A 22,243-nucleotide genomic window follows, 5' to 3' on the forward strand; every position below is an offset into this window, starting at 1 on the left:
GGGTGGTCAGTTTACTCCGGAACTGGTGGTCAATTTGCACTGGAATTGGGTGGTCAATTTGACCGGTTTTTCCACTAGTCAGAAAGAAAAAAAATGTGTGAGATATCTTGCCAATGAAATGTCGAAAGCAGAGCGGTCTGTATTTGAAATTGAATTGTCTTTAGATCACGATCTACTTGCTAATTTTGAAAATTTTAAATCAATCTGGATTAGTTATCCCAATAGTGATTTCTCCAAAGCAACTAATTCCTTTGGACAAATCATTAAAAAGTATAACAAACCAGAAAAGGAAAAATCGGTAAAGGGTTCATTTAATTATAAGGTGCTTCTTTCTACTTCTTTACTTTTTGTCTTTTGCACGATTTTTTATTTTGTTGCAATACCAAATTCAGAATATACCAATCATAAAATTGCTTCTAAAGGAGAGCGACTCACTTTTACGCTACCAGATAGCAGCACCGTTATTTTAAACTCGGGAAGTGAGGTTAAATACTCTAGTGATTTTGGAAAACAGAGAAATATTTGGTTAAAAGGAGAAGCTTTCTTCAAAGTTACAAAGAATATTAATTCCCCTTTTAATGTCCATACTACTGATTTTGATGTGAAAGTTTTAGGAACAGAATTTAATGTTAATAGCAGTGTACTTAACCAAACAATTTCATTAGTAAAGGGGAAGGTAAACGTATTACTGAAAGAAAGTAAGGATGAAATTAACCTAATGCCAAATGAAGAATTGGTTTGGAATGCCAAAAAAAAGTGTGTCATCAAAAGAAATTTTGATGTCAATAAAATTTTAGCTTGGAAAGATAATATACTTCTACTCGACGATGTGAAAATTGAAGATGCTCTTGCTAAAATTAATCAATTCTATGGGGTGAATTTTGTAATTAAGGATGCTGTAATTGCAAATAGGCATATCAAAGGGGCTTTCAAGAATCAGTCTATTGATGAATTTATAACTTCTCTAGAATTTATTTTAGATGTGAGTATAACAAAAACTAGTCAAAACAACTTCGAAATAGCAAAATACCATGAAAATTAACCAAGTAAAAATGGGCAATAGTGATTGCTTTTCGGATGATTATTTATTTCAGCAAATTCGAAATGGTCAATACGAAGCCATGGAACTTTTCTTCAATAGATATTATACTCCTTTGTGTCGTTTTGGATTGAGTTATGAATCTAATTCTTGTCTTGTAGAAGAAAAAGTAGCTGATATTTTTATTCAGTTGTGGAACAATAGAAATCTTCTTGATAAAATTAAAAATCCTAAATCTTATATCTATGTAGTAGTAAAAAACAGTTTAAAAACAGTACGGAAATCAGAGCAGTTTCATCAACAAATTGATGAAAGTAAAACTAATAATACAATGTTTTCTCCCAGTAGAGAGCAGGAGATTATTGAAAATGAACAAAAGGAAATTAATACCAATTTGATACGTGAAATATTAGATGTTATCCCTAAAAAGTCACGGCAAGCTTTTGAACTCAGTAGAATAGACGGATTAAAATATAAAGAAATTTCAATAATTCTAAACGTCACTCCTAAAACGGTTGAAAATCATATAGCTATTGCACTCAAATATATTAGTAAGGCTTTGGACTCTCATAAAAAAGATAGAGTTATTTAACTCTGTTTAATAATTAGTAGAAAACTAACTTTTTTAAAATCAGGTTTAGTTTGTTAAAAACAACATTAAGTAATCACAGATAAAATGAAACAAAAAATTATTCTAACCTTATCATTATGTTTTCAGTTGGGTATTGGGACTATTTATTCTAATACTCCAATAATAAATGAAACCGTAGAAAATATAGCTGTAAACGAGAAAATTAATTTGAATCTAAAAGATGTTTCCATAAAACAAATTTTTTCTCTAATAGAGCAGCAAATTGACAAAAAGTTCATTTATAGGTCAGACCAGAAATTTCTTCAAGAAAAAATTTCTATTACGACGAGTAATCAGGATTTAAATCAAGTATTAGCTGTTTTAAAAACCAAGGTGAGTCTTGATTTTAAGATAACTAAAAATGGGATTTTAGTAAAAGAACTTGGTAATTCAAGTCAGAATAAGACTCAAGAAAACAGAAAAATTATTGGAGTAGTTTTAGATAATTCTAATTTGCCTATTCCTGGAGCATCTGTTTTTGTAGCAGGAACTGCAATAGCAACCACTACTGATTTTGATGGGAAATTTATGATTAATGTCCCTGAAAACACAAGCAGTTTATCTTTTAGTTATATGGGGTTTGAGACTAAAGTAATCAATATTGAGAATAAAACCGAAGTTAAAGTAATTCTTTCTGAATCAACTTCTCAGTTAGACGAAGTTGTAGTTGTGGGTTATGGTACAGAACAAAGAAGAAATGTTACCGCTTCTATTTCTACTGTAAAAATGAAAGATATTAAATCACAACCAAAGGCTAATGTAGTTGAAATGCTTGAAGGTCGCTTGCCTGGTGTTCAAATCATGAGTGATAACAGCCCAGGAGGAGGTTCTTCTATTAGGGTGAGAGGTTTCAGTACCATTAACAATAATGATCCATTAGTAATTATAGATGGGGTTCCGGCTTCAAATGGATTAAATGGTATCAATCCATCTGATATAGAAACTCTTCAAGTATTAAAGGATGCTGCTTCTTCTTCTATTTATGGTTCTCGTGCTGCTAACGGAGTTGTCGTAATAACGACAAAAAAAGGTGGGAAAAATGGAAAAACTGAAATACAATTTGATGGGTATTCCGGTGTTCAATCGTCCTTTAACTTACCTAATATGCTTAATGCGCAACAATATGGTGATCTACTTTGGCAAGCCACAAAAAATGATGGAAAAGTACCAGCAAGTGGGATCTATGGAAGCAATCCTAATTCACCAACAATTCCTGAGTATCTTAATTCTAGTAATACTATTCCCAGTGATGATGTAAAATGGATTAATGAAATTATGCAGCCCGCCTCTGTTCATTCATATAATTTATCGCTGTCAAAAGGGGATGAAAAAGGCCAACACGCTTTCTCTCTTGGCTATTTTAATCAGGAAGGAATTATAAAGCATACCGGTTTTGAACGTTTTTCGGCTCGATTTAATTCCAGTTATACCATTAAAGACTTTTTGACTATTGGTGAAAACTTTACGTCTTCGTATACTGAGCAAGTAGCAACAGGAACCAATAGCGCTTTGGGAAGCATCGTTTATGATGCATTGCAGTTCCCTTCTATTGTTCCCGTTTATGATAATAATGGAGATTTTGCTGGAAATCCACTCAATGATATTGCAAATCCACTTGGGAATTTAACTCGTGCCAAAGACAATAAGCAAAAACGAATTCAAGCCTTAGGGAATGTATTTGTTAGTGCTAAGATCAGTGATTTCACTGTTAAAACCTCTTTAGGATTGGATTTTGAGAATTATAATTACAGAGGTTTTTCACCTGTTTACAATGAAATCCTTTCGCAAAATGTGAAAAACTCATTAACCACTAACAATAGTTTTAATTATCAATTAACAATATCAAATACTTTAAATTATAAGAAACAGATTGGTAGTCATAATCTAGACGTTCTTTTGGGTCAAGAAGCTATTAAGTATTATTACGAAGGGTTTGGAGCTTCTCGTCAAAACTTCCTTTATGAAGATCCAAATTTCAGGTATTTAAGTTATGGTACCGAAAATCAATTAAACACAGGTACTGCAAACGAGTGGGCTTTGAATTCTTATTTTGGTAGAGTAAATTATAATTTTAATCAAAAATATCTATTAAGTGCTACAGTAAGAAGGGATGGAACTTCAAGATTGGCCAATAACAATTGGGGAACTTTTCCAGCAGTTTCGGGAGGTTGGAGAATAGACAAGGAGGATTTCTTTGATTTTGGAGATAAATTCAGCTCGTTTTTACTGCGTGCTAGTTGGGGACAAACCGGAAATCAACAGCTACCTTCTTATTCTACTGTAGATAGCTATTTTAATAACAATAATTATTCTGATTATGCCATTGGTGGCGGTCAAAATGTGACGGAAACAGGATTAACACAAACACGCGTTTCTAATGCTGATTTATCTTGGGAAACAACTACTCAGAGAACAATTGGAGTTGATCTCGGTTTTTTTAATGATAAATTAAATGTTACGGCAGAATATTACAATAAGGAGACTAATGATATTCTTGTTTATAATGTGGTTCCATTGACCTATGGAGGGACTAATGATGGACAATGGATTAATGATGGGCAAATGAAAAATCATGGTTTTGAACTAGATTTAAATTTTGCAGATAAAATAAGTGATTTCTCCTATGACCTTGCTTTGAATTTGACGGGTTATAAAAATGAATTGACAGCTTTAAATAGTGTGGCTTATTTAGGGATTCCTAGTTCTTCTTTACATACGGTTAATTTTGATCAGGAAATATCTAGAAGTGCAGTTGGAGAACCTATAGGATCCTTTTATGGATATGTTTCTGAAGGTTTATTTCAAAGTCAACAAGAAGTTTTAGATTATGGTTTGCAACCTAACGCACAAGCTGGAGACCTTAAGTTTAAAGATGTCAACGGTGATGGAGTAATTGATAGTAAAGACAGGACTTTTATTGGTTCTCCACACCCTGATTTGATGCTAGGTTTTAATATCAACCTTAAATACAAACAGTTTGATTTAGGAATGTTTTTTAACGGAAGTTTTGGAAATGATATCTATAATCTAACCAAGTACAAAACCCATTTTTTCAATCAAGCAGCCTACAATAAAGATGCTGCTTTATTAGATGCTTGGACGGTTGATAATCCAAATTCTACTATTCCAAGATTGTCACTAGACGATAGAAACAACAACATTCGTGCTTCTTCCTATTATGTTGAAGACGGTTCTTATTTCAAATTAAATAATTTACAATTAGGCTATACTTTTCCTTCGCAAGCTTTAGCCGGAATGAAATTGCGTTTATATGGACAGGCTAGTAATGTTTTTACTATAACTAAATATAGTGGTATGACCCCTCAAATAGGTCTTCAAAGTTATTCTTCAAGTAATAGAAACCTTGATATAGGTATTGATAGAGGAATTTACCCCCCTTCAAGAACGTTTACTTTTGGTTGTAATTTAAACTTTTAAATTTAAAAATGATGCGAATAAAAAACACAATAAAAACAGTTTTCCTATTGGCTTTAGGCCTTCAGATGAGTTCATGTTCTAATGATTTTTTAGAGGAAGTTACCTACGGTGAAGTTGATCCTTCTGAAATGACAAAGCCTGCAAATGTAGAACGTGCCATAATATCGGCCTATAGTGTTCTTAACGGTCAAATAGATGGGGCTAGTAATGCTTATAATTCTCCCGACTCTAATTTTAGTTTTGGAGACATAACTTCTGATGATAGTTATAAAGGTGGTGGTGGAACAGGTGATCAGAATAACATTCACCAAATGGAGATTTACAATGAAAATGCAACTACGGTAGATATTGAACGCAAATGGATGGCGCTTTATGAAGGTGTAAAGCGTTCTAATGAAGCCATGCGATTGTTAAACGCTTCGACTGATTTTGAAGCTTCTTTAAAAGTGAAGAGAATCGCTGAATTACGTTTTTTGAGAGGTCACTTTTATTTTGAATTAAAAAAGATATACAATCAGATTCCCTATATCGATGAAACGGCTACAACCGTTGCTGACTATGCAAAATCAAATACGACCTTTACTTCAGATGAGATTTGGACAAAAATTGAAACTGATTTTCAGGAAGCTTATGCCAATCTTCCAGAGACGCAAAGTGAACTGGGACGACCAACTAAAATAGCAGCTAAAGCTTATTTGGCAAAATGTTATTTATTTGAAAGTAAATGGCAACTGGCTTATGACGCTACTACTGAAATAATGAGTAGTAATTATGGTTTATTGACGGATTTTCAGCAAGTATTTTTACCAGAGAATGATAATAATAAGGAAATTATTTTTGCAGTTCAACATTCGGTAAATGATGGACAGCCTAATAATTATAATGGGAGTATCGGCGATAGATTGACTGCTCCAGGAGGCCCATTTTATTCCCAATATGGTTTTCACCGTCCTTCTCAGAATCTAGTGAACGCTTTTAAAACAGATGCCTCAGGTTTACCCTTAGAAAATAATGTAAACGTTGTTGCTAGTGATAATGTAGATCCCCGATTGGACATTACCGTTGGACGTCCCGGAATACCTTACAAAGATTTGGGTGTTCTGTATCAGGAAACTTGGGCTAGAGATTTGGCAACTTATGGCGCCTTTTCTCCAAAGAAACGTATAGTTTCAGCAAAGTCACCTTATTATGTTACGGTTTGGCCATACGTAAATGCGTTAAATTATTACATTATCCGTTATGCGGAGGTTGTTTTATGGAGGGCAGAGGCAGCAGTAGAAATAGGGAAATTAGAAGAAGCGAGAACGTTAGTAAATCAAATTCGAAATCGCGCAGCTAATACTGCCTTTGTAAAAACTTTAGACGGAAGTGTCAATGCTGCTAACTATACTATAGCGCCGTACAGCACAGTATGGACAAGTAAAGTTTTGGCTAAAACTGCAGTACATTTAGAAACTCGTTTGGAAACAGCAATGGAAGGGCATCGCTTCTTTAACCTAGTTCGATGGGGAGAGGCAGATACTGTTTTAAATGCGTATCTTTTGATTGAAAAAACTAGGAGAACACACCTAACTAATGCCGTGTTTGTCAAAGGTAAAAACGAATATTTTCCAATACCACAAAGGTATATTGATGGATTACCTATAGGAATGGTTACTCAGAATAATGGTTATTAAAAATTAAATAAAATTAGGCAATCTTATCGATTGCCTAATTTTTATATAAAAAAGATGAAAAAACTAATTTACATATTAATTACGCTTGCATGTATTTCAGGCTATAGCCAAGAAGGCAAAGAATTTGATTTGAAGTACAAATCATCTAAATCATCTTCGCTGGTACAGGATAAGAATTTTTATTTGCTGACAGCCATTCAAAACGATAAAGCAGTTAGTCAACTTCTAGAAAACAATAGTGTTTTAAAAAGCATTTTTAATAAACAGCAACAAGAAATTGGTTCCAAGCTGAACTCTTGCAAAGACAGCCTTTCCTGCTTGATTAGTGGCTATCAATTTAAAGAAAAAGAACTCAAAAGTATTGAAAAAGAACTTCAGCTTTTGATGAAAAGTAAAATGGAACTACAAGATTTTGTAAAAAATAATTTGCGTTCTTCTGGGAAATATGAAAATTTTAAAAACGATACCGATACCGAATTACTGTTAAAAGCGTGGCAAGTTTGTGCTCAAGGAATGAATCGGATTATGAAGGTCTATGGTATTGGAGAAGCGCCTCAGTATGCTACAATAGATTCTGTTTCTTATGATGTAAAGTCTAAATTTTATAAAGGATCTGTTTTTATGTGGTCTGATATGCTTCACAATAAAAAACCTAAATTGAACACTTTATTTTTTCAAGAAAGTCTAGATTTCAGTTTGTCTCTTTTATACATGAGCCATCGAGATGAGGTGGCGCGCTACGAACCGCTAGAGGAAAAGGAGAACAAAAAAGCACTTGACCATATAAAGCAAATAAATTTTAATGCTTTTGATTATGCTTCTATTTTAATTTTGGGAAATGGACCAGAGAATTATCAAGACCGATTGTCCTCCGTTGGAAAATTAAACATACAATTAGGATTATTAGAATATGAAGCTAAGAAAGCCCCATTAATTATTGTTTCAGGAGGTCATGCTCATCCTTTTAGAGCATCGTATTGTGAGGCTATTGAAATGAAAAAAGAATTGATGGATGTGTATCATATTCCCGAAGAAAACATTCTTATTGATCCTTTTGCAAGGCACACCACAACTAATTTACGTAATGCTAGTAGAATGATGTTTGCTTATCAAATACCAACTGATAAAAAAAGTATTGTAATTACGAATGTAAGTCATAGTGATTATGTAGGAAGCCCCAATTTTAATACGCGTTGTATAGAAGAATTAGGCTATTTACCTGCCATTATTCTAAAAAGACTTAATTCGACTGCAATAGAGTTTTTGCCAAAAATAGAATCTTTGCATCAAAACCCAATCGATCCTTTAGATCCGTAAATTTATCAGATGAAAAAAATACTCGTTTTAGGTCTTGCAATCTTTGCAGTAGCTTGCCAATCTTTACAAAAAAATGACGCCAAATTAGCATCACCAGTTGAAAAGGTGAATGTGTTTTTAGGTACATCAGGAGATCATGGACAAATGTCACCTTCAGCATCTTCACCTTTTAATATGATGAGTATTGGTCCCCAAACTTATCCTCATATTCATTCTGGATACGAGCATTTGGCCAAGGAATTTTTGGGATTTACCCATAGCCGTATCGAAGGAGTAGGCTGTATGGGAACTGGAGGAAATCTACTTATTAAACCTATTTTTGATGGAGATGTGAGCACGGCATTAATCAAAAAACAAGAATCAGCATCCCCAGGTTTTTATGGAGTAACATTTGAGAATGGGATTAAAGCCCAAATGAGTGTAAAACATAATTTTGGAATTCATCATTATGAATTTCCGAGAAAAGGGGCAGAGCTTTTTATTGATTTGTCCCATGCTTTTGTTAATCGATTTGTTGCTGAAGAGCATGAAGTTGATAGCAATACTATAAGTGGCTGGATTGATACTCAAACCACTTGTGATAAGGGAATATATCGTATTTATTATATTCTGGAGTTCTCAAATTTAGCTACTATAAAGCCATTTAAGGAACATAAGTACCTTATTTCGGGTCTTACAGACGCTACCGAAATGGAAGTTCGAGTTGGTTTTTCCTCCGTTAGTACGGCTTACGCCAAAGCTAGAATAGAGGTGATGCCCTTGGAAGAGTTAAAGGCGCAAACAACGGAAAAATGGAATCATTTTTTAAATAGAATAGAAGTAACTGGCGAAAAAGATAGAGAAGATTTATTCTACTCGCTTTTATACCGAGGATTACAAGCACCATTTTTAGTTTCGGAATCGGATGGAAGCTACAAAGCCATTGACGGTTCGATTCAAAAATCGAGGAGTCCGATATACAACGGTTGGGCCATTTGGGATAATTATCGAGAGCAATTACCCATGCTTTCATTGGCTTATCCAGAACGTTTTGGCCCCATCGTGAAGTCTATTGCTAATTTATATCCGTATGGGAAGAATAATTGGGCTACGAAACACGAATCCTCGCCTACAGTGCGCACGGAACATGCGATTGTAGTTTTATTGGATGGATATAAAAAAGGATATCCAGTAGATTTTAATACTATTAAGGATTCTTTAATTGCAGAAGTAGACCGATTGGAGTACAATTCGCCTGACACGGCTTTAGAATCCTCTTATGACAGTTGGGCTCTTTCTGAAATCCTGAAAATTACCAAAGATTCTATGTTAAGTAACCAATATTTGAATAAGGCTTTAAAATATAAAAACTATTGGAAAAAGGATTTTGCCGATTTATCTAAGGGAGATCTCGATAATATGCCAGCTCGTGGAATGTATCAAGGGACCGTTTGGCAATACCGCTGGTTTGTTCCTTTTGATGTGTTGGGTTTAAAAAACTTGATAGGAGGCGAAGATTCATTTTTAAAGCAATTAGATCAATTTTTTGCAGAAGATAATTACAATCATGCAAATCAACCAGACCTGCAAGTTCCTGGTTTGTATAATGCGAGTTCACAACCTTGGAAATCACAAAAACTATTTAGAAATATTATGTTAGATACCGTGGTGCAAGCTTATTTTAATGACAATAGTAAAGGAATTGATTCTTATATTGGAAGGATTTATAAGAATGAACCCCAAGCTTATGTTCGCACTATGGATGATGATGCAGGCACAATGTCTTCTTGGTTTGTGATGCGAAGTATGGGGCTGTCCCCAGCAAATATTGGTACTCCCATTTATTATTTGACCGCTCCTATATTTAAGAACGTAGATTTAAATTGGGAAAACGGAAAGTCTTTTCACATTGAAGTCAGAAATTATAATAAAGATCACTTTTATATTCAGTCGGTTTGGTTAAATGGGCAGCCTTTATTTAGAAATTGGTTGACGCAGGAAGAGATTAGTAATGGTGGAACTTTAATAATCGAAACTGCTGCATTGCCTAATAAAAAGTGGGGAATTGAGGATCGGTGGATTTCAAAGACTGAGTAGTTTATAAATTAATAACGGGTAAGTATTGATTGTTTTTATGATTTGCGGTATCTATTCAGATTATTAATTTAAAAGGATTAAAATAGTTTTCTACCGAAGCACCAACAACTGTAAGGGACCTTTGTTGCCATCTTCAAACGTGTTATTTACAACAGACAAGGACAATTTGGGTTAGCACTCCAAAAAGAACTGCCACACTTTGTTCCATCACTTTTTTGGCTAAGTCTACTATTTACTTTAGCTAATATTCGAATACCGGTTGCTGTTTTGTGCCGAAATATTCCAAGTTGCACTGCTAATGAAAATCACCAACAGTATTATCGGTTAGTTTTATAACATTAGAGACATTTCTTAGACATCTTCATTTGTTATTGGTTGAAAACTTACTGCTTCGATGCAATTTTTACAACAGGCGAGGAGTGAGCCCATGCGATCGTTTGGATTTATTTTTCAGTTTGTTTGAAACTATATGCTGCAAACTTCCCTCCGTTATCAAACTGTCTCGTCCTGAATAACCGATACAGATTATTAGACAAAAATATTTAATTAAACACTTGCAGAAACATTTTTGCAAGTGTTTTTTGTTTTATATGTCCTCATTTTAATTTGATTTTGTAAATGCATTTTGTTTGGAGTCAGCATATAGTTAGAATAGTGAGGTCTTAATTCATTGTATATAGTGACTGATTCTTTAACAATCTGTTTCATGATTTTTAAATCTAGGTTGTATTTATCAATCATGAATTCCTGTTTTAATATTCCGTTTATTCTTTCAGCTACAGCATTCTCATATGGGTCAGAGTTTTGCGTCATACTTGGCAATATTCCGTTTTTATTTAGCGTGTTTTGATAATCATTAGCACAATATTGCAATTCTCTGTCTGAATGATGAATCAATGGTATTTCGTTGTTCTTTCTCTGTTTTATAGCCATATTAAGAGCCTTAACACTACTTTCTGTATTCATATTGTCAGCAACATAATATCCCATAATTTTCTTAGAATATGCATCTGTAACAATGCTCAAATAACACGGTTTTTCTCGTTTTCCAATATATGTTATGTCTGAAACCCAAACTTGATCGGGCCTATGTATTTCTAAGTCAAGAATTTGATTTTGATGTTTTCTAAATCGATGATGAGAATTAGTTGTTACATGATAACTACGTTTTGGCTGTATCAATAAATGATTAGCCCTGAGTATATCAAATAATTTATCTCTTCCAACTTTCATCGGCTTAAGAACATTCATTAGTATGTGATATGATTTCTTACCACCTAGCCTGGGCATTGTTTTCCTAACTTGATTAATCATTGACACGACTTCAATTGCTTTAGCTTCCTTGTTACTTTTTCTTTTAATTCTTCGATAATAAACCTGTCTGTCTATCCCGAACAAATTACAGGCGAACATTATTGTTTGCTGTTCTTTGTGTTTAAAATGGTCGATTGTTCGGGTGGAGAGTTTTTTCGTATGTCAATTTTATATTCTTCTTCTGCGATATCGATCATCATATCAAAAATGATTACTTTTTTATCTGCAACAAAGGCTTGTCGTTCCAAAAAGGACTTCTGCTTCTCTAGAAGTTTTACCTTGGCTTCAAGCTCCATGATCTTTTGTTCTGGCGACTTTGACATAGTAAATGGTGTTTGATTTTCCCAATCAAAGTTACCGAATTTTCGGAGCCATTTAACAACAGTGGATCTATTTTGAATGCCATAAGTCTTTGTGGATTCCGTAACTGTAAGTTCTCCTCGTTCAATTTCTTGAACAATTTGTAATTTAAAAGACATTGAGTAATCTTTTTGAGTTCGCTTAACATAGCGTGTTTCTTCATGTTTTTCCATTAGGATACTTTTTGTGTATCGCTATTTCAGGACGGGACAAACCTTCAAAAAAAGGAAATAATCGTTTTTCGGTGTAGGCTTTTAATTGTACTGGAATGGTCAAATTAATGCTTTCTTTTGGGTGCTCTATAATAAAATTTTCATCGTAGATTTTTAAAATGAGAACTATAATGGCATCTTAGATGATGTCTTGCTATTACTTATGAATTTCGTTGACTTCTTAATTTACTAATGAAATAGGTGGGAGAAAGGCCTGTTTGATTTTTGAAAGCTCGAGTAAAGTTTTGCGTGGAACCGAAACCAGCTTCGTCACCTAATGCCTTATTGGTGTAATTGCGATATTTGTTTTCGTTTTTGAGTAATTCTATAATATGGTCAATCTTTAAATAGGTGATATATTCAACTGTTCCTTTTTTTCGATAGCGTGCAATAATTTTAGAAGCATATTTCGTATTGGTGTTTAGTAATGACGCTATTCTTGCCAAAGTCATGTCTTTTTCGAGGTACTTTTTATTGCGCTCAAATTTTTCGATATTTTTTAGAACTGCAGTAATTAGTTCAGGATTGATATCGAGTTCTTTACTGGTATTGTTTAATACTAATGATTGGGCCGTGTCGGGTTTGCGATTCATTAATTCTTCAAATAATCTTTTGCTTTTATAGTGTCTGTGTACCAGAAACACAAGGATTATTAACATTATAGTTATTATAATGGAGACCACAACTGTCCAGTAGTGTTCATTGTTTATTTGAGTTTGAAGTATTTTTTTGCTGTCGTATTCTTTGTATATTTTGCCTGAAAGGTATTTGTAATCCTTAAGTAACTGCTGATCTACTTTTGACAGGGTGCTGAAGTAGTATAGTTCTAATTCCTTGTTGTTTTGTTCCCGATAGTAATCAATTAAGAGTTCATAAGCCTCCCGTAAATCAGGGCGGATGTACTTTTGTTTTTGGAAAGCTTCATCTATCTTTTTTAAGTAGGGTACTGCCTTTTCCTGCAACTTGAGGGCCCAGTAGCTTTTACCGATGTAAAAATAGGCCGTCGTTTCGTTTGTAAAGTCTTTATTCTCTTTTAAAGCAGGCAGTGCCTTTGTCAATTTCTTTATTGCGTCAGGATAATTGTGTTTGAAATACTGATTTACGCCTTCGGAATGGATGAAGTAGGACTGCATTTCTAGGTTTTTAAGACGCAAGCCCTCATTCAGCCCCAGCTGATTCATTTGGCTGCATAACTTATATTTACCTATGCGGTTGTAAGAAAGGCCTAATGAATGAAGTGTATTCAGATAAGCACGGTTATTTTCTTCCTTGAAATAGCCCAAGCACTCTTTAAATAAGGCTATTGCCTCATGGTAAAATCCAAGGTAATATTTGATCTGAGCAATGCCATATTTTACTTTGTGAATTTGATATTGGTTGTTTGTTTTTGAAATGTATTCGTCTGCCATGAGGTAGCTGTCCAATGCCTTCATATGCTCTTTACGATCGTATTGGATAACCCCTTTCGTGATGTAACCCGATCCGATTAATGTAAAATCAGCTGTTTTTTTTGCCGCTATCAACATACTATCGGCATAGATAAGTTGTAGCTTTTTATCGCTTGTATAAATTAAGGCTTTATAGGACTGCGCCTTTTGACCATAGTTTTTCTCCCGTTTTGCTTTGGCTAACCATGCCTGCGCATACAGCATTTCTTTGATACTATCTTTTTCCTCATAAAGTATGTTGCTGCTAAAATATTCATAGTCTTTGGTTGAAAGACTGTCCGGAATGACAAAATTCCTTTGTTGCGTATACGCGTAATTATAAAAGAATACCCATACTATAAGCAAGTGTTTTTTTGTCATATTCCTAAGAGATTGGCACTTATTGATTAGAAATCACAAGGTTAATATATCTCAATACACTACTCCTGCAAAATAAATGTAACTAAAATAACTATACAGACGCAAGAATTTACCTAGTAAATAATCTTATTGTCTTTTTTATGGTAACTATCTGAATATATGTTGCTTATTGAAAATTGTAGTGTGTTCAATTCGGGAATTACATATTGTAGATTCCCGAATTGAACAGTTGTTGGCTTGCAGGAGGGGAAAGGTCCCATTAGTTTTGCCCTGAATTCAAACGGTTTTGTTATGAGCAAAACCACCATCAAAATTGTTCAGATTATCCCGGGAGAAATGAACTGATTAAAAAGTAATCAGTAACATTTAAAACATTATCAAAGATGAAAAAATTCTATTTAGGTTTTAGTACATTAATTTGTTTATCGGTTCTATTTGCACTTGCTTCCTGTACAACCGATAGTCCTCTTGTAGAGGGCGATACGATAGGCATGTCAGATGCGAAGAAGGAGAATTTTTATTATACTCCCAGAAAAGGGGATACAGTGCTCGCTACGGAAAGTTTATCGACTAATACAGTTACAATGCAGGCAGATGAAACCGTTGATCCAGACTGGAAAAAGCTTATCACCCATTTTACAGGAACTACAGGGAGCAACGAGTAGTTGAATCCAGGTTTAAGATAGGAGTTATTACAATCAAAACTAGAAGGCTGCTCATTTTAGTGTGAGCAGCTTTTTTTTTAATTTTCATCTGCATCATCCATGCGGATTATGAGTTTGTTTTTGAGTGTATTCATAAATTTTGTCCTATCGGATTTCCTGTTGCGGATTTCCAGAAAAACCCTGTTGAATTGGCCCAATTCGATTTCTAAAGAAGATTCGAAAAAGGTTATGACTTCTTTGAGCCCTGTGGCTCCATTATTAAAAACGCCTTCTGAATGCAGAGCATAAATTAATTCTATCAAATCTACTTTTGATCCTGTCCATTTTAGGCTTTTAGAGAGTGGGTAAGGCGATTGTGTTGTTATTGCCTTTCTTTCTAGTTTTTCCATTTGCTCCAGCAGAAAAATTTTTATTTCATCGTTCGCTATTATGCGAGCCATCTTATAGTCGTGAGAGGTTGCGAATCGATGGTCTATTTGAAAATAAATACTGTCCATCATTAATTTAAGATCGTATTTTTCGCGTATAAAATATTTGCTATCAAGACAGTTGTTAGCTGTGCGACAGTAGCGGTAAAACTCTTGGTTGTCGCGGAAGAACACTTTTAATTTAAGGAGTTCTGCTTTATAATATCTACTAATTTCTTTGTGGGAACCCAGTGGCTTATTGGTTTCAATAGTATAGATTTCGCAGTAGTAAATCAGTTTGCTCGCAAACTTTGGTTTGATGTCGCGAAAGAATTCTATTTCCTCCTTTTTGTTAAGCCCTTTATATTTTATGAAATAGGTTTTCAGTCTCTCTAGGGCAGCAACGCAGCTTTTGATGGCTTGTTCGGCCGATTGTATAGGGTTTTCTGTTTGCAGATGGATCATTTTTAATTGCTGCTCTAATTGGGACATCAAGGATTCAGAAAATGATTTCATTGAAGCGGTTTAAGATTTACAAATTAACTTATTTGGTAATTGGATTGTGCTGTAAATATATTTAATGGTTGCTAGGCTTGCAAATGGTGTAGTGTTCAATTCCCGAATTGAATAGTGAAATTCCCGAATTGCATACTTTGTTTTTTGGACAAATGCGGTGATTCTGTTTTGTATTTACCGCAAAAATGCGGTGATAAATAGAAATAATCAGCGCATAGTATTCTATTTGTGGCTACTGACTTTAACCCACCGCAATAATAATACTTCGACTTCTTCTTGATGATTTTTTTGAGAAGCTTACTGTTTCTAAATATGCCTAAATCACTAACGTTTCTACTGATACTTCTCTTAGAGATACTCAAGATTTAATGGGTAAAGGTATTATTGAACAAGGCGGAAGCGGTAGAAGTACTTCCTATATGTTAATTACTATTTAAAAGTTTATTCTCTATTTTTTAATTGTTTGTTGAAGATTTTGCATTCGCATGACCACAGTAATTTTGTTTCGTAGCTAAATTGCCAGTTTTTAACCTCTAATGTTTGGTTAAAGATAAAAGGTACTGGTTGAAGGTTGAGAGAGCTCGAAGAGCCGGGTGATAATGATTTTTATTATAATCTTGCAACCCACTTGCCAATCTCAGCAAGCATTTCGTTAAAATTTGGTTGGCCTTTATAATACAGTGTTGCAGTTTTTTCATATCGTTGTCTAAAACGATTCCTAAGTTCCTTATCAGTTAGCAAGAATGCCTCATTTTCTGCAATAGGAATATTGTAGTCTGTTTTGGGAAACCTTGCTGTTTTGTGTGCCTGGTATTCTTCTGAGGCAATGAAGTCCTGAACCTGCTTATTTTCTAATAGACTATATACATCATAATAGTGGCGCATTAAATTTTGACGTTCTTCGCCAGTTTCCTGTTCCTGTCTGAATTTAGTCGCTATGGTTTGCAATTTTTCGACAAAAGTATAACCAGGATGGTAGCAGGCAATATCTTTTGCTTGGTTATCAATTATATCAACACCTTGCTCTATAGCTCTGTCATAAGCCCATGAAGAAATGGAGAGATTGTTGTTAGGGGTGACTGTATCAAATCCTGCTTCAAGAAGAATACCTTCCTTGACACCATCTATACCTTCCGATATACTATTATAATTCAACCTGATGCCACCACTTCGATAATATCTGGTATCGTCAAAGGCAATGTCTCTTTTTACATCTATAATCCCATCTATTTTTATGTCAGCTGCCAGTCCATCATAGAAGTGTCTTTTAGCTTCAATATTTGCCGGTTTTTCTTTTTTTGGATTTTCATCAATATTCAAGTTGATTGGAGGTTTTATATGAATATCGATATCTTCGGAGAATCGGTGAATAATACCATAACCTTTAGATAATGAAGTTCCGCCTTTGAGTTCAAATTTATAGCCTTGTTGCTTTAGACCGTACAAGACATGCATAATCCAATAATCTTTTTCAATAAGACCTGGTTCAATGCTCAATTCCTGACCGACTATTCGAAGCAAGGCAGCAAAATCTTTATGGTTGTGTAAGTAATCAGACATATCAGGCTGTTATAAACGGTTCTAACAGCTTTTTTGCTTTGGCACTGCCGTATTCCCTGAGCGAATATTTTAGTTTTTTAGCATCCATAGTTACAGCCCTCAACCGTACTTTTTTGAGTACGTCTTTTGGATTTTCTGCGAGCTGATCCAAATTGTTGAGCAGGTCTACCAACAGAAACTCCGGTGTGGCTTTTAATGGGAAATGCGGTTTTATCCTAAAATAAAATGTTTTCCCTCCGAGGTTAAAATCACCATGGCGTTTGTGATTATACACGGTTTTACGGTTGTAGAGCTGTGTGGTTCCTACACCCAATGTGTTGTAAGCGTTTAAAGAAGTAACTAAAAAGCGGTTGTCTTTGAGAAAGGACTGTATCAATACTTCTTCTTCCGGAGGTACCTGTCCAAAAACAGTTAGCTCAGGATAGGAGTAAAGCCCCTGAGATAGCTTTTGTAAAGTTCCTTCCTTTACAAGCTCTTCCAAGTGGCGGTCAACCGATCTGGACCACTTAGACAAATCAGCCCTGCGGTATACCTTTCCTCGTTTTAAATGCTTTTTTAGTTCCTGTAATTTATTCATGATTACAAAGTTAGGAAATAATATTTATTTGCAGACATTTTAATTTAAAATTCATGCAAATATTATTTATAAATAGTTTGTTTAGAATGTTTTATCACGGATAATTAGTTATTTAAATTAGATATTAAAGCTATTTATTAGTAGCTGTATTTTTAATTTAAATGGTTCAAAAGAGGGAGAGCTCGAAGTGCTGTGGTTCAATTACTCTTCTGTAGTCCTGTCATTTTTATTCTGCTGAAGCACATTGTTTTAAAGAAATACTACTATATTTACTATAAACTACTATAAATTGTATGATTGACATTCTCAAGGTTAAAACAGAACTTTTATTGGAAGAAACAAAAACATCAGGTCATGCTCCTTTAAAGTTTATTTGTAATGATAACAATTTGTATTACTGCAAATATTTAGTGGATTTTGATCCAAATGAAATTAATTGCCTTGCTTATGAAATAGTTTCGCATTATCTACTGAAAGTCTTGAATATCCCTACTCCAGATATTGCTTTGGTTCAGGTTGCTGAAGGAACTTTGGATAAAAGTAAAATCATAAAAAACAGACGTCTTCGTGTAAACCATATTTGCTTTGGTTCTAAAGGAATAGATCCTTCAGAAGAAATTAACGAATTTGAAACCTGTACTAATAAAAGAGAATACAATCGAATTGTAAATCCAGAAGACGTGATCAAAATTGCTCTTTTTGATTTGTGGATTAATAATGTGGATAGAGGGCGATTTATCAATCCAGGTTTTAATTACAATTTATTGGTTGTTAGATCTGGTAGCAAACGTAAAATAATGGCATTTGATCATGCTTTTGTTTTTGGTGGAGTTCAGCAAATAGGAGTTTTTAATTCAAAAATGCCCTTTGAAAATCAGGATAAGTTTCATCAATCGGATTTTTACAAGAGCTTTATTCGTTATATGGACGAAGAAGAAATAATTGAAATTGTTGATAATTTCATACCTTTGTTGAAAATTTCCCATAAGGAGGTTATTGATGCCATTATTTTTCAATTACCTGATGTATGGAAATTAACGCCTAATTTAGCGGACCGAATACAAGAATATTTGTTTTGTGAAGAACGAATTGAAAAAGTAAAAGCCGTTATATTGAACAGTAAATCCATTTATTAAAATGAAAACATTTTTTAGCATTGTCAGCATTCAAACTAACCCTATTTCTTCGGAAAAAGTGGTTATGGGCGTATTGGCTATTACTGAAAATGAGATTTATTTTGATTATTCTAAAAGCAAATTGGGACTATTAGATAAATTGGCGCCTACCAAAATAGGGATTGGAAGCATGGCTAAAAATGCCTTGCAGCAAATCAAGCAAAAAGTAGCTGAGACTAATAAAGCGTTGACCAAAGACCAACAGCAATTAGTATTTTCAAATTCGATTTTCTCTAAAGATTATATTTCTTATTTGAATAAATACAATAATGGTATTTTGCATTTTACGGAACCTGCATCTTTGCCTTTTGATTTTACTGCCGAGAAATTCATGCAGTATTATTACAACTTTGTAGGTGAAACGATAGCTATAGAAACCAAGAAAGAAATCGTGACTTTTGCCAAAAAGATAAAACCTGCTTTTGAAAAAGAAGGTCTTGACGAAAAAGCGGATCTAAAATTTACTTTTGACCCTTTTACTTTCAATGGTATTCTAAAAGAGACACATATCCCGTTGATTACTAAGAATGGAGCTATTAATGCCATCCAAATCGTTGATTTTAGTCTAGGAGAACAAACGGTGATTCACCATTTGTATGAAACAAAAATTATAAAAGAAGCTTTGAATGTCTTTGCCCAAAAGGCCAATACTACGGTTAAAAAAATTAAAATTGCTTTTGAAGAACCCATTCAAGGTACATTACAATATGATTTGTTTGATTTGAGTATTCAAAACTACAAAGATGATTTTGATTTTATTACACCAGATATATTAGAAAAAGAAACGGAATTGATTTGTAACTCTGACAATATCAAGTTTTCTGAATTTCTATTGACTTTAGAATCTTAAAAAGGGCTTTTCAGCCCTTTCTTTTTACAATACGTTTTTCTATTATTTTTCTCTAAAATATTTTAATTGTACTTCGAAAGAAGTCACGGAATGGAATTCCGCGCCATTGGGATTACTTCTCAGAATTGATGTTGATTGTGGGTACGAGCGGGACGCATCGCGCCAGCACCTGGGATACTTAATGCTCAAGCCAGCCGGGGGCCAGCAGCTGTGATATTTAATGCTCAAGCCAGCTGGGGAATTTGAAGGTGAACCATATGAGGTTATTTATTATAAATCCTTCGGCAACCCTGAACGACAAATTCCTGATATAACATTGGATAAAGATAAGCAGACAGTATTTGTTTCTTGACCATTGACAGCAATCAGCAGCGCAATTTTTAAACTTCATTTTAATTGCTTTAAAAAAGGTCAGTTTATGTTGTTTTTTGAAGCTATGCTATGCCTGCCGCTATTGTATACTGCTAAATCATCTCGTAAAAAATGATAATTGGATAAATATCTATATTAACACTGATGCATATTTGATCGATTAATTTATTTTCCATATCCTCAAAATTCTCTAAATCAGTTTGACAAACTATATCTGTAAAAGTAAAATTTTTAATTACACGATTAAAGTATCTTGATTGAATTGCAAAATAGACCCAATTTGTATAAGCTTGTTTTTCGAATCGTCTTTCATTTTCAATAATTTCTCTAGTTATTTCTGCCTATACTTATTATTCTCTCATTTCTTAATTTTACTCTTCCATCTATCACTACTATGATTTGAACTAATTAGTTTAAGCTTCGTAGCAAAGCATTTTCATCCTCCCAATTCCCATCTCGTAAATATCTATCTCGTAAATTTTTAAATATTAAAGATACATTTGGATGTATGATTTTTGTATCTTCAAAGAGGGTGTTGAAGAATTTAGCTCTAGTTCGTTCTATATTTCCTCCTTCAAAAGCTCCTCTACTTGTAAATCCTAAATTATTTGAAATTTGCATTTTAAAAGCAGATTTAATACTATCGCTGTTTATTTCTTCAATTATATCATATATTTCAATTGGATAACCTTTATTATTCGAGATTTTGATTGGGTATTTAGCTAATAATTTACCTATACTGCTGTCAGTAATTCTTTCTCTATGGTTGTCTTTTGCTAAAGTTCTAACCTCTTTAATCCAGTTATTTAGTTCTACGCTATTTAATGTGCCATCCAATTTTAATGAAGGAATATAATCAAAGTTATCAATAAGTTGATAGTTGAATTCAAAAATGAATTGTGTGTTTTCATTTTGACTTCTTTTTTCTAATTCTTCCTCACGAAGTTTTTCATCATCAGGTAAATATATTTGGCATATTACTGCCATATATTCAGATGGGGTTTTTGACATTATTTTAAAAAGATTTTGAGGCTTAGGCGAATGATAGCTTTTAAATATAAAATGAAATTTCATCTCAATTTTTGCTCCTCGTTCTTCATCATAATCATTTTGGGAATATAAAAATTCTAGGATATTTTCAAAACTATGACTATCAAATTGAGAACTATCATCAAAATCAATTAATTCAGATTTTTCTAATAGGTTTAGTAATTCATCCGATGAAATTTTAATTTCTGAATTCTGATTTATATTCGTTCCTAAAGTATTCAGGAAAACAATAGATTTTTTAAATTGATGTAATTTATCTAATGAAAATAGTAATTCATTCTTATTATCTAAATAGAGGCAAGATTGTTGAGATTTCCAGTACAGACTTTCAATTTCATTGTTTTGCACATCTTGTATGTATTGCCATAAATCAATATTTCCTCTTAAAGACAGTAAGAATTTCGTAATTCCAGTATTAGAAATTCCCGATTGAATAAGCTTGCTTAAAACATTAATTTGTTCCTCTCTGCTTGTCCTATTTTCGGATATTCTAATGAAATTACTAGCTAATAAAATATATTTAGAATTCTCTGAATCTATAAGTTGATAAGTTTTAATGGAATCTTCCAAAGAAATTTCTAAAATCATAGCTAAAACATTTCCATATATATGAGGATATTCAACTTTGTCGGCTAATTCAAAAACTTTATCAATTCCATAGTTTAAAATGACTTTTTCTATAAATATTTTTCTCTTTTCGAAAATTTCTTGTTCTTGTTTTCTGTAATCATTTCCACACTTTCCTTCAATTGATGTTGGATGGTGATGTTCAAAAAGATATTTTTCGCTTAATATGTAATCATCAGTTTTGAATTTTACTGCTGTATCCTCAATACGATCAAGTATCTCAGTAGTTAAGGACCACTGAGCATCAGGATAGCTTCGATGTCTGCCAATAAACTCTACAAATTTTTGATAAATTTCATTTTTTAATTCTGAATCGAATGTTAAACCTGTTTCAATTGTATTAAGAGTATCTTCAATTTTGTCCCAATCAATATCATCTAGTAAATCAATAAGACCTAATATCCTATTCAAATTATTTAATGAGAGTGTAATAATATTCTCAACACAAAATCTCCTCAAATAAGAAATCTCATTATGAGTTACTTGAATTTTTCTTAATTTAGATATTCCGACGAAAGTACACCACCCATTCCGGAGCAAAGTACACCACGATTCCGCAACAAAGTGCGCCAT

General features: G+C 33.5%; 16 protein-coding genes. 9 read left to right on the top strand and 7 right to left on the bottom strand.

The genetic code is table 11. The features are described 5' to 3' along the window. The 6 genes from QO200_RS18630 to QO200_RS18655 form a co-directional block, all read left to right on the top strand. On the top strand, positions 1-1,042 hold a 1,042-nt coding region (locus QO200_RS18630), incomplete at its 5' end, for a FecR family protein (RefSeq protein WP_371543317.1). Further along, positions 1,032-1,631 carry a sigma-70 family RNA polymerase sigma factor gene (locus tag QO200_RS18635; RefSeq protein WP_371543319.1) on the top strand — a complete coding sequence of 200 codons (600 nt, stop codon included), beginning with the start codon at positions 1,032-1,034 and terminating at the stop codon, positions 1,629-1,631. The genes QO200_RS18630 and QO200_RS18635, both read left to right, overlap by 11 nt. Before the next feature lie 84 nt (positions 1,632-1,715). Then, positions 1,716-5,108 carry a SusC/RagA family TonB-linked outer membrane protein gene (locus QO200_RS18640; RefSeq protein ID WP_371543322.1) on the top strand — a complete coding sequence of 1,131 codons (3,393 nt, stop codon included), beginning with the start codon at positions 1,716-1,718 and terminating at the stop codon, positions 5,106-5,108. An 11-nt stretch (positions 5,109-5,119) separates the two neighbouring features. After that, the gene (locus tag QO200_RS18645; RefSeq protein WP_371543362.1) at positions 5,120-6,784 is read left to right on the top strand and encodes a RagB/SusD family nutrient uptake outer membrane protein; all 1,665 of its coding nucleotides are present in this window, start codon (positions 5,120-5,122) and stop codon (positions 6,782-6,784) included. Between the two features lie 54 nt (positions 6,785-6,838). Then, a complete protein-coding gene (locus QO200_RS18650) occupies positions 6,839-8,101 on the top strand; it encodes a YdcF family protein (RefSeq protein WP_371543326.1) in 1,263 nt (420 codons plus the stop codon). 9 nt (positions 8,102-8,110) lie between these two features. Further along, entirely contained in the window at positions 8,111-10,177 is a 2,067-nt protein-coding gene (locus tag QO200_RS18655; RefSeq protein ID WP_371543330.1) for a glycoside hydrolase domain-containing protein, read from the top strand. A 546-nt stretch (positions 10,178-10,723) separates the two neighbouring features. Here QO200_RS18655 and QO200_RS18660 read toward each other — a convergent pair. The 3 genes from QO200_RS18660 to QO200_RS18670 form a co-directional block, all read right to left on the bottom strand. Then, the gene (locus tag QO200_RS18660; protein WP_371543333.1) at positions 10,724-11,590 is read right to left on the bottom strand and encodes an IS3 family transposase; all 867 of its coding nucleotides are present in this window, start codon (positions 11,588-11,590) and stop codon (positions 10,724-10,726) included. Further along, positions 11,590-12,024 (bottom strand): transposase, encoded by a 435-nt coding sequence (locus QO200_RS18665; protein WP_371543336.1) that lies wholly within the window; start codon positions 12,022-12,024, stop codon positions 11,590-11,592. Before QO200_RS18665 ends, QO200_RS18660 begins: the two co-directional genes overlap by 1 nt. A gap of 200 nt (positions 12,025-12,224) precedes the next feature. Then, positions 12,225-13,871, bottom strand: a complete 1,647-nt coding sequence (locus QO200_RS18670; RefSeq protein ID WP_371543339.1) for a helix-turn-helix domain-containing protein — start codon at positions 13,869-13,871, stop codon at positions 12,225-12,227. 383 nt (positions 13,872-14,254) lie between these two features. On the opposite strand from QO200_RS18670, the gene QO200_RS18675 reads away from it, so the two are divergent. After that, positions 14,255-14,536, top strand: coding sequence for a hypothetical protein (locus tag QO200_RS18675; protein WP_371543342.1), 282 nt, complete (start codon positions 14,255-14,257; stop codon positions 14,534-14,536). Between the two features lie 77 nt (positions 14,537-14,613). Here QO200_RS18675 and QO200_RS18680 read toward each other — a convergent pair whose 3' ends face one another. The 3 genes from QO200_RS18680 to QO200_RS18690 all read right to left on the bottom strand — a co-directional run bounded on the left by QO200_RS18680 (position 14,614) and on the right by QO200_RS18690 (position 17,596). Next, positions 14,614-15,459 (bottom strand): RteC domain-containing protein, encoded by an 846-nt coding sequence (locus tag QO200_RS18680; RefSeq protein WP_371543345.1) that lies wholly within the window; start codon positions 15,457-15,459, stop codon positions 14,614-14,616. Positions 15,460-16,068: 609 nt separating this feature from the next. Further along, entirely contained in the window at positions 16,069-17,019 is a 951-nt protein-coding gene (locus tag QO200_RS18685) for a nucleotidyl transferase AbiEii/AbiGii toxin family protein (protein ID WP_371543348.1), read from the bottom strand. A gap of 1 nt (position 17,020) precedes the next feature. Then, entirely contained in the window at positions 17,021-17,596 is a 576-nt protein-coding gene (locus tag QO200_RS18690) for a hypothetical protein (protein ID WP_371543351.1), read from the bottom strand. Positions 17,597-17,889: 293 nt separating this feature from the next. On the opposite strand from QO200_RS18690, the gene QO200_RS18695 reads away from it, so the two are divergent. Together QO200_RS18695 and QO200_RS18700 are read left to right on the top strand one after the other, a co-directional pair. Next, positions 17,890-18,732, top strand: coding sequence for a HipA family kinase (locus tag QO200_RS18695; protein ID WP_371543354.1), 843 nt, complete (start codon positions 17,890-17,892; stop codon positions 18,730-18,732). A gap of 1 nt (position 18,733) precedes the next feature. Beyond that, positions 18,734-19,621, top strand: a complete 888-nt coding sequence (locus QO200_RS18700; protein WP_371543356.1) for a hypothetical protein — start codon at positions 18,734-18,736, stop codon at positions 19,619-19,621. Positions 19,622-20,401: 780 nt separating this feature from the next. Here QO200_RS18700 and QO200_RS18705 read toward each other — a convergent pair. Beyond that, a partial coding sequence (locus QO200_RS18705) for a hypothetical protein (RefSeq protein ID WP_371543359.1) occupies positions 20,402-22,243 on the bottom strand: 1,842 nt, incomplete at its 5' end.

Origin of the sequence: Flavobacterium sp. Arc3 (genome assembly GCF_041431375.1) — a bacterium.
Taxonomy (GTDB): Bacteria; Bacteroidota; Bacteroidia; order Flavobacteriales; family Flavobacteriaceae; genus Flavobacterium.

What these genes read in the sequence shown, in the direction of transcription:
- QO200_RS18635 (WP_371543319.1), top strand. Translation starts at nt 1,032, where the DNA reads ATGAAAATTAACCAAGTAAAAATGGGCAATAGTGATTGCTTTTCGGAT.
- QO200_RS18640 (WP_371543322.1), top strand. Translation starts at nt 1,716, where the DNA reads ATGAAACAAAAAATTATTCTAACCTTATCATTATGTTTTCAGTTGGGT.
- QO200_RS18645 (WP_371543362.1), top strand. Translation starts at nt 5,120, where the DNA reads ATGCGAATAAAAAACACAATAAAAACAGTTTTCCTATTGGCTTTAGGC.
- QO200_RS18650 (WP_371543326.1), top strand. Translation starts at nt 6,839, where the DNA reads ATGAAAAAACTAATTTACATATTAATTACGCTTGCATGTATTTCAGGC.
- QO200_RS18655 (WP_371543330.1), top strand. Translation starts at nt 8,111, where the DNA reads ATGAAAAAAATACTCGTTTTAGGTCTTGCAATCTTTGCAGTAGCTTGC.
- QO200_RS18660 (WP_371543333.1), bottom strand. Translation starts at nt 11,590, where the DNA reads ATGTTCGCCTGTAATTTGTTCGGGATAGACAGACAGGTTTATTATCGA.
- QO200_RS18665 (WP_371543336.1), bottom strand. Translation starts at nt 12,024, where the DNA reads ATGGAAAAACATGAAGAAACACGCTATGTTAAGCGAACTCAAAAAGAT.
- QO200_RS18670 (WP_371543339.1), bottom strand. Translation starts at nt 13,871, where the DNA reads ATGACAAAAAAACACTTGCTTATAGTATGGGTATTCTTTTATAATTAC.
- QO200_RS18675 (WP_371543342.1), top strand. Translation starts at nt 14,255, where the DNA reads ATGAAAAAATTCTATTTAGGTTTTAGTACATTAATTTGTTTATCGGTT.
- QO200_RS18680 (WP_371543345.1), bottom strand. Translation starts at nt 15,459, where the DNA reads ATGAAATCATTTTCTGAATCCTTGATGTCCCAATTAGAGCAGCAATTA.
- QO200_RS18685 (WP_371543348.1), bottom strand. Translation starts at nt 17,019, where the DNA reads ATGTCTGATTACTTACACAACCATAAAGATTTTGCTGCCTTGCTTCGA.
- QO200_RS18690 (WP_371543351.1), bottom strand. Translation starts at nt 17,596, where the DNA reads ATGAATAAATTACAGGAACTAAAAAAGCATTTAAAACGAGGAAAGGTA.
- QO200_RS18695 (WP_371543354.1), top strand. Translation starts at nt 17,890, where the DNA reads ATGATTGACATTCTCAAGGTTAAAACAGAACTTTTATTGGAAGAAACA.
- QO200_RS18700 (WP_371543356.1), top strand. Translation starts at nt 18,734, where the DNA reads ATGAAAACATTTTTTAGCATTGTCAGCATTCAAACTAACCCTATTTCT.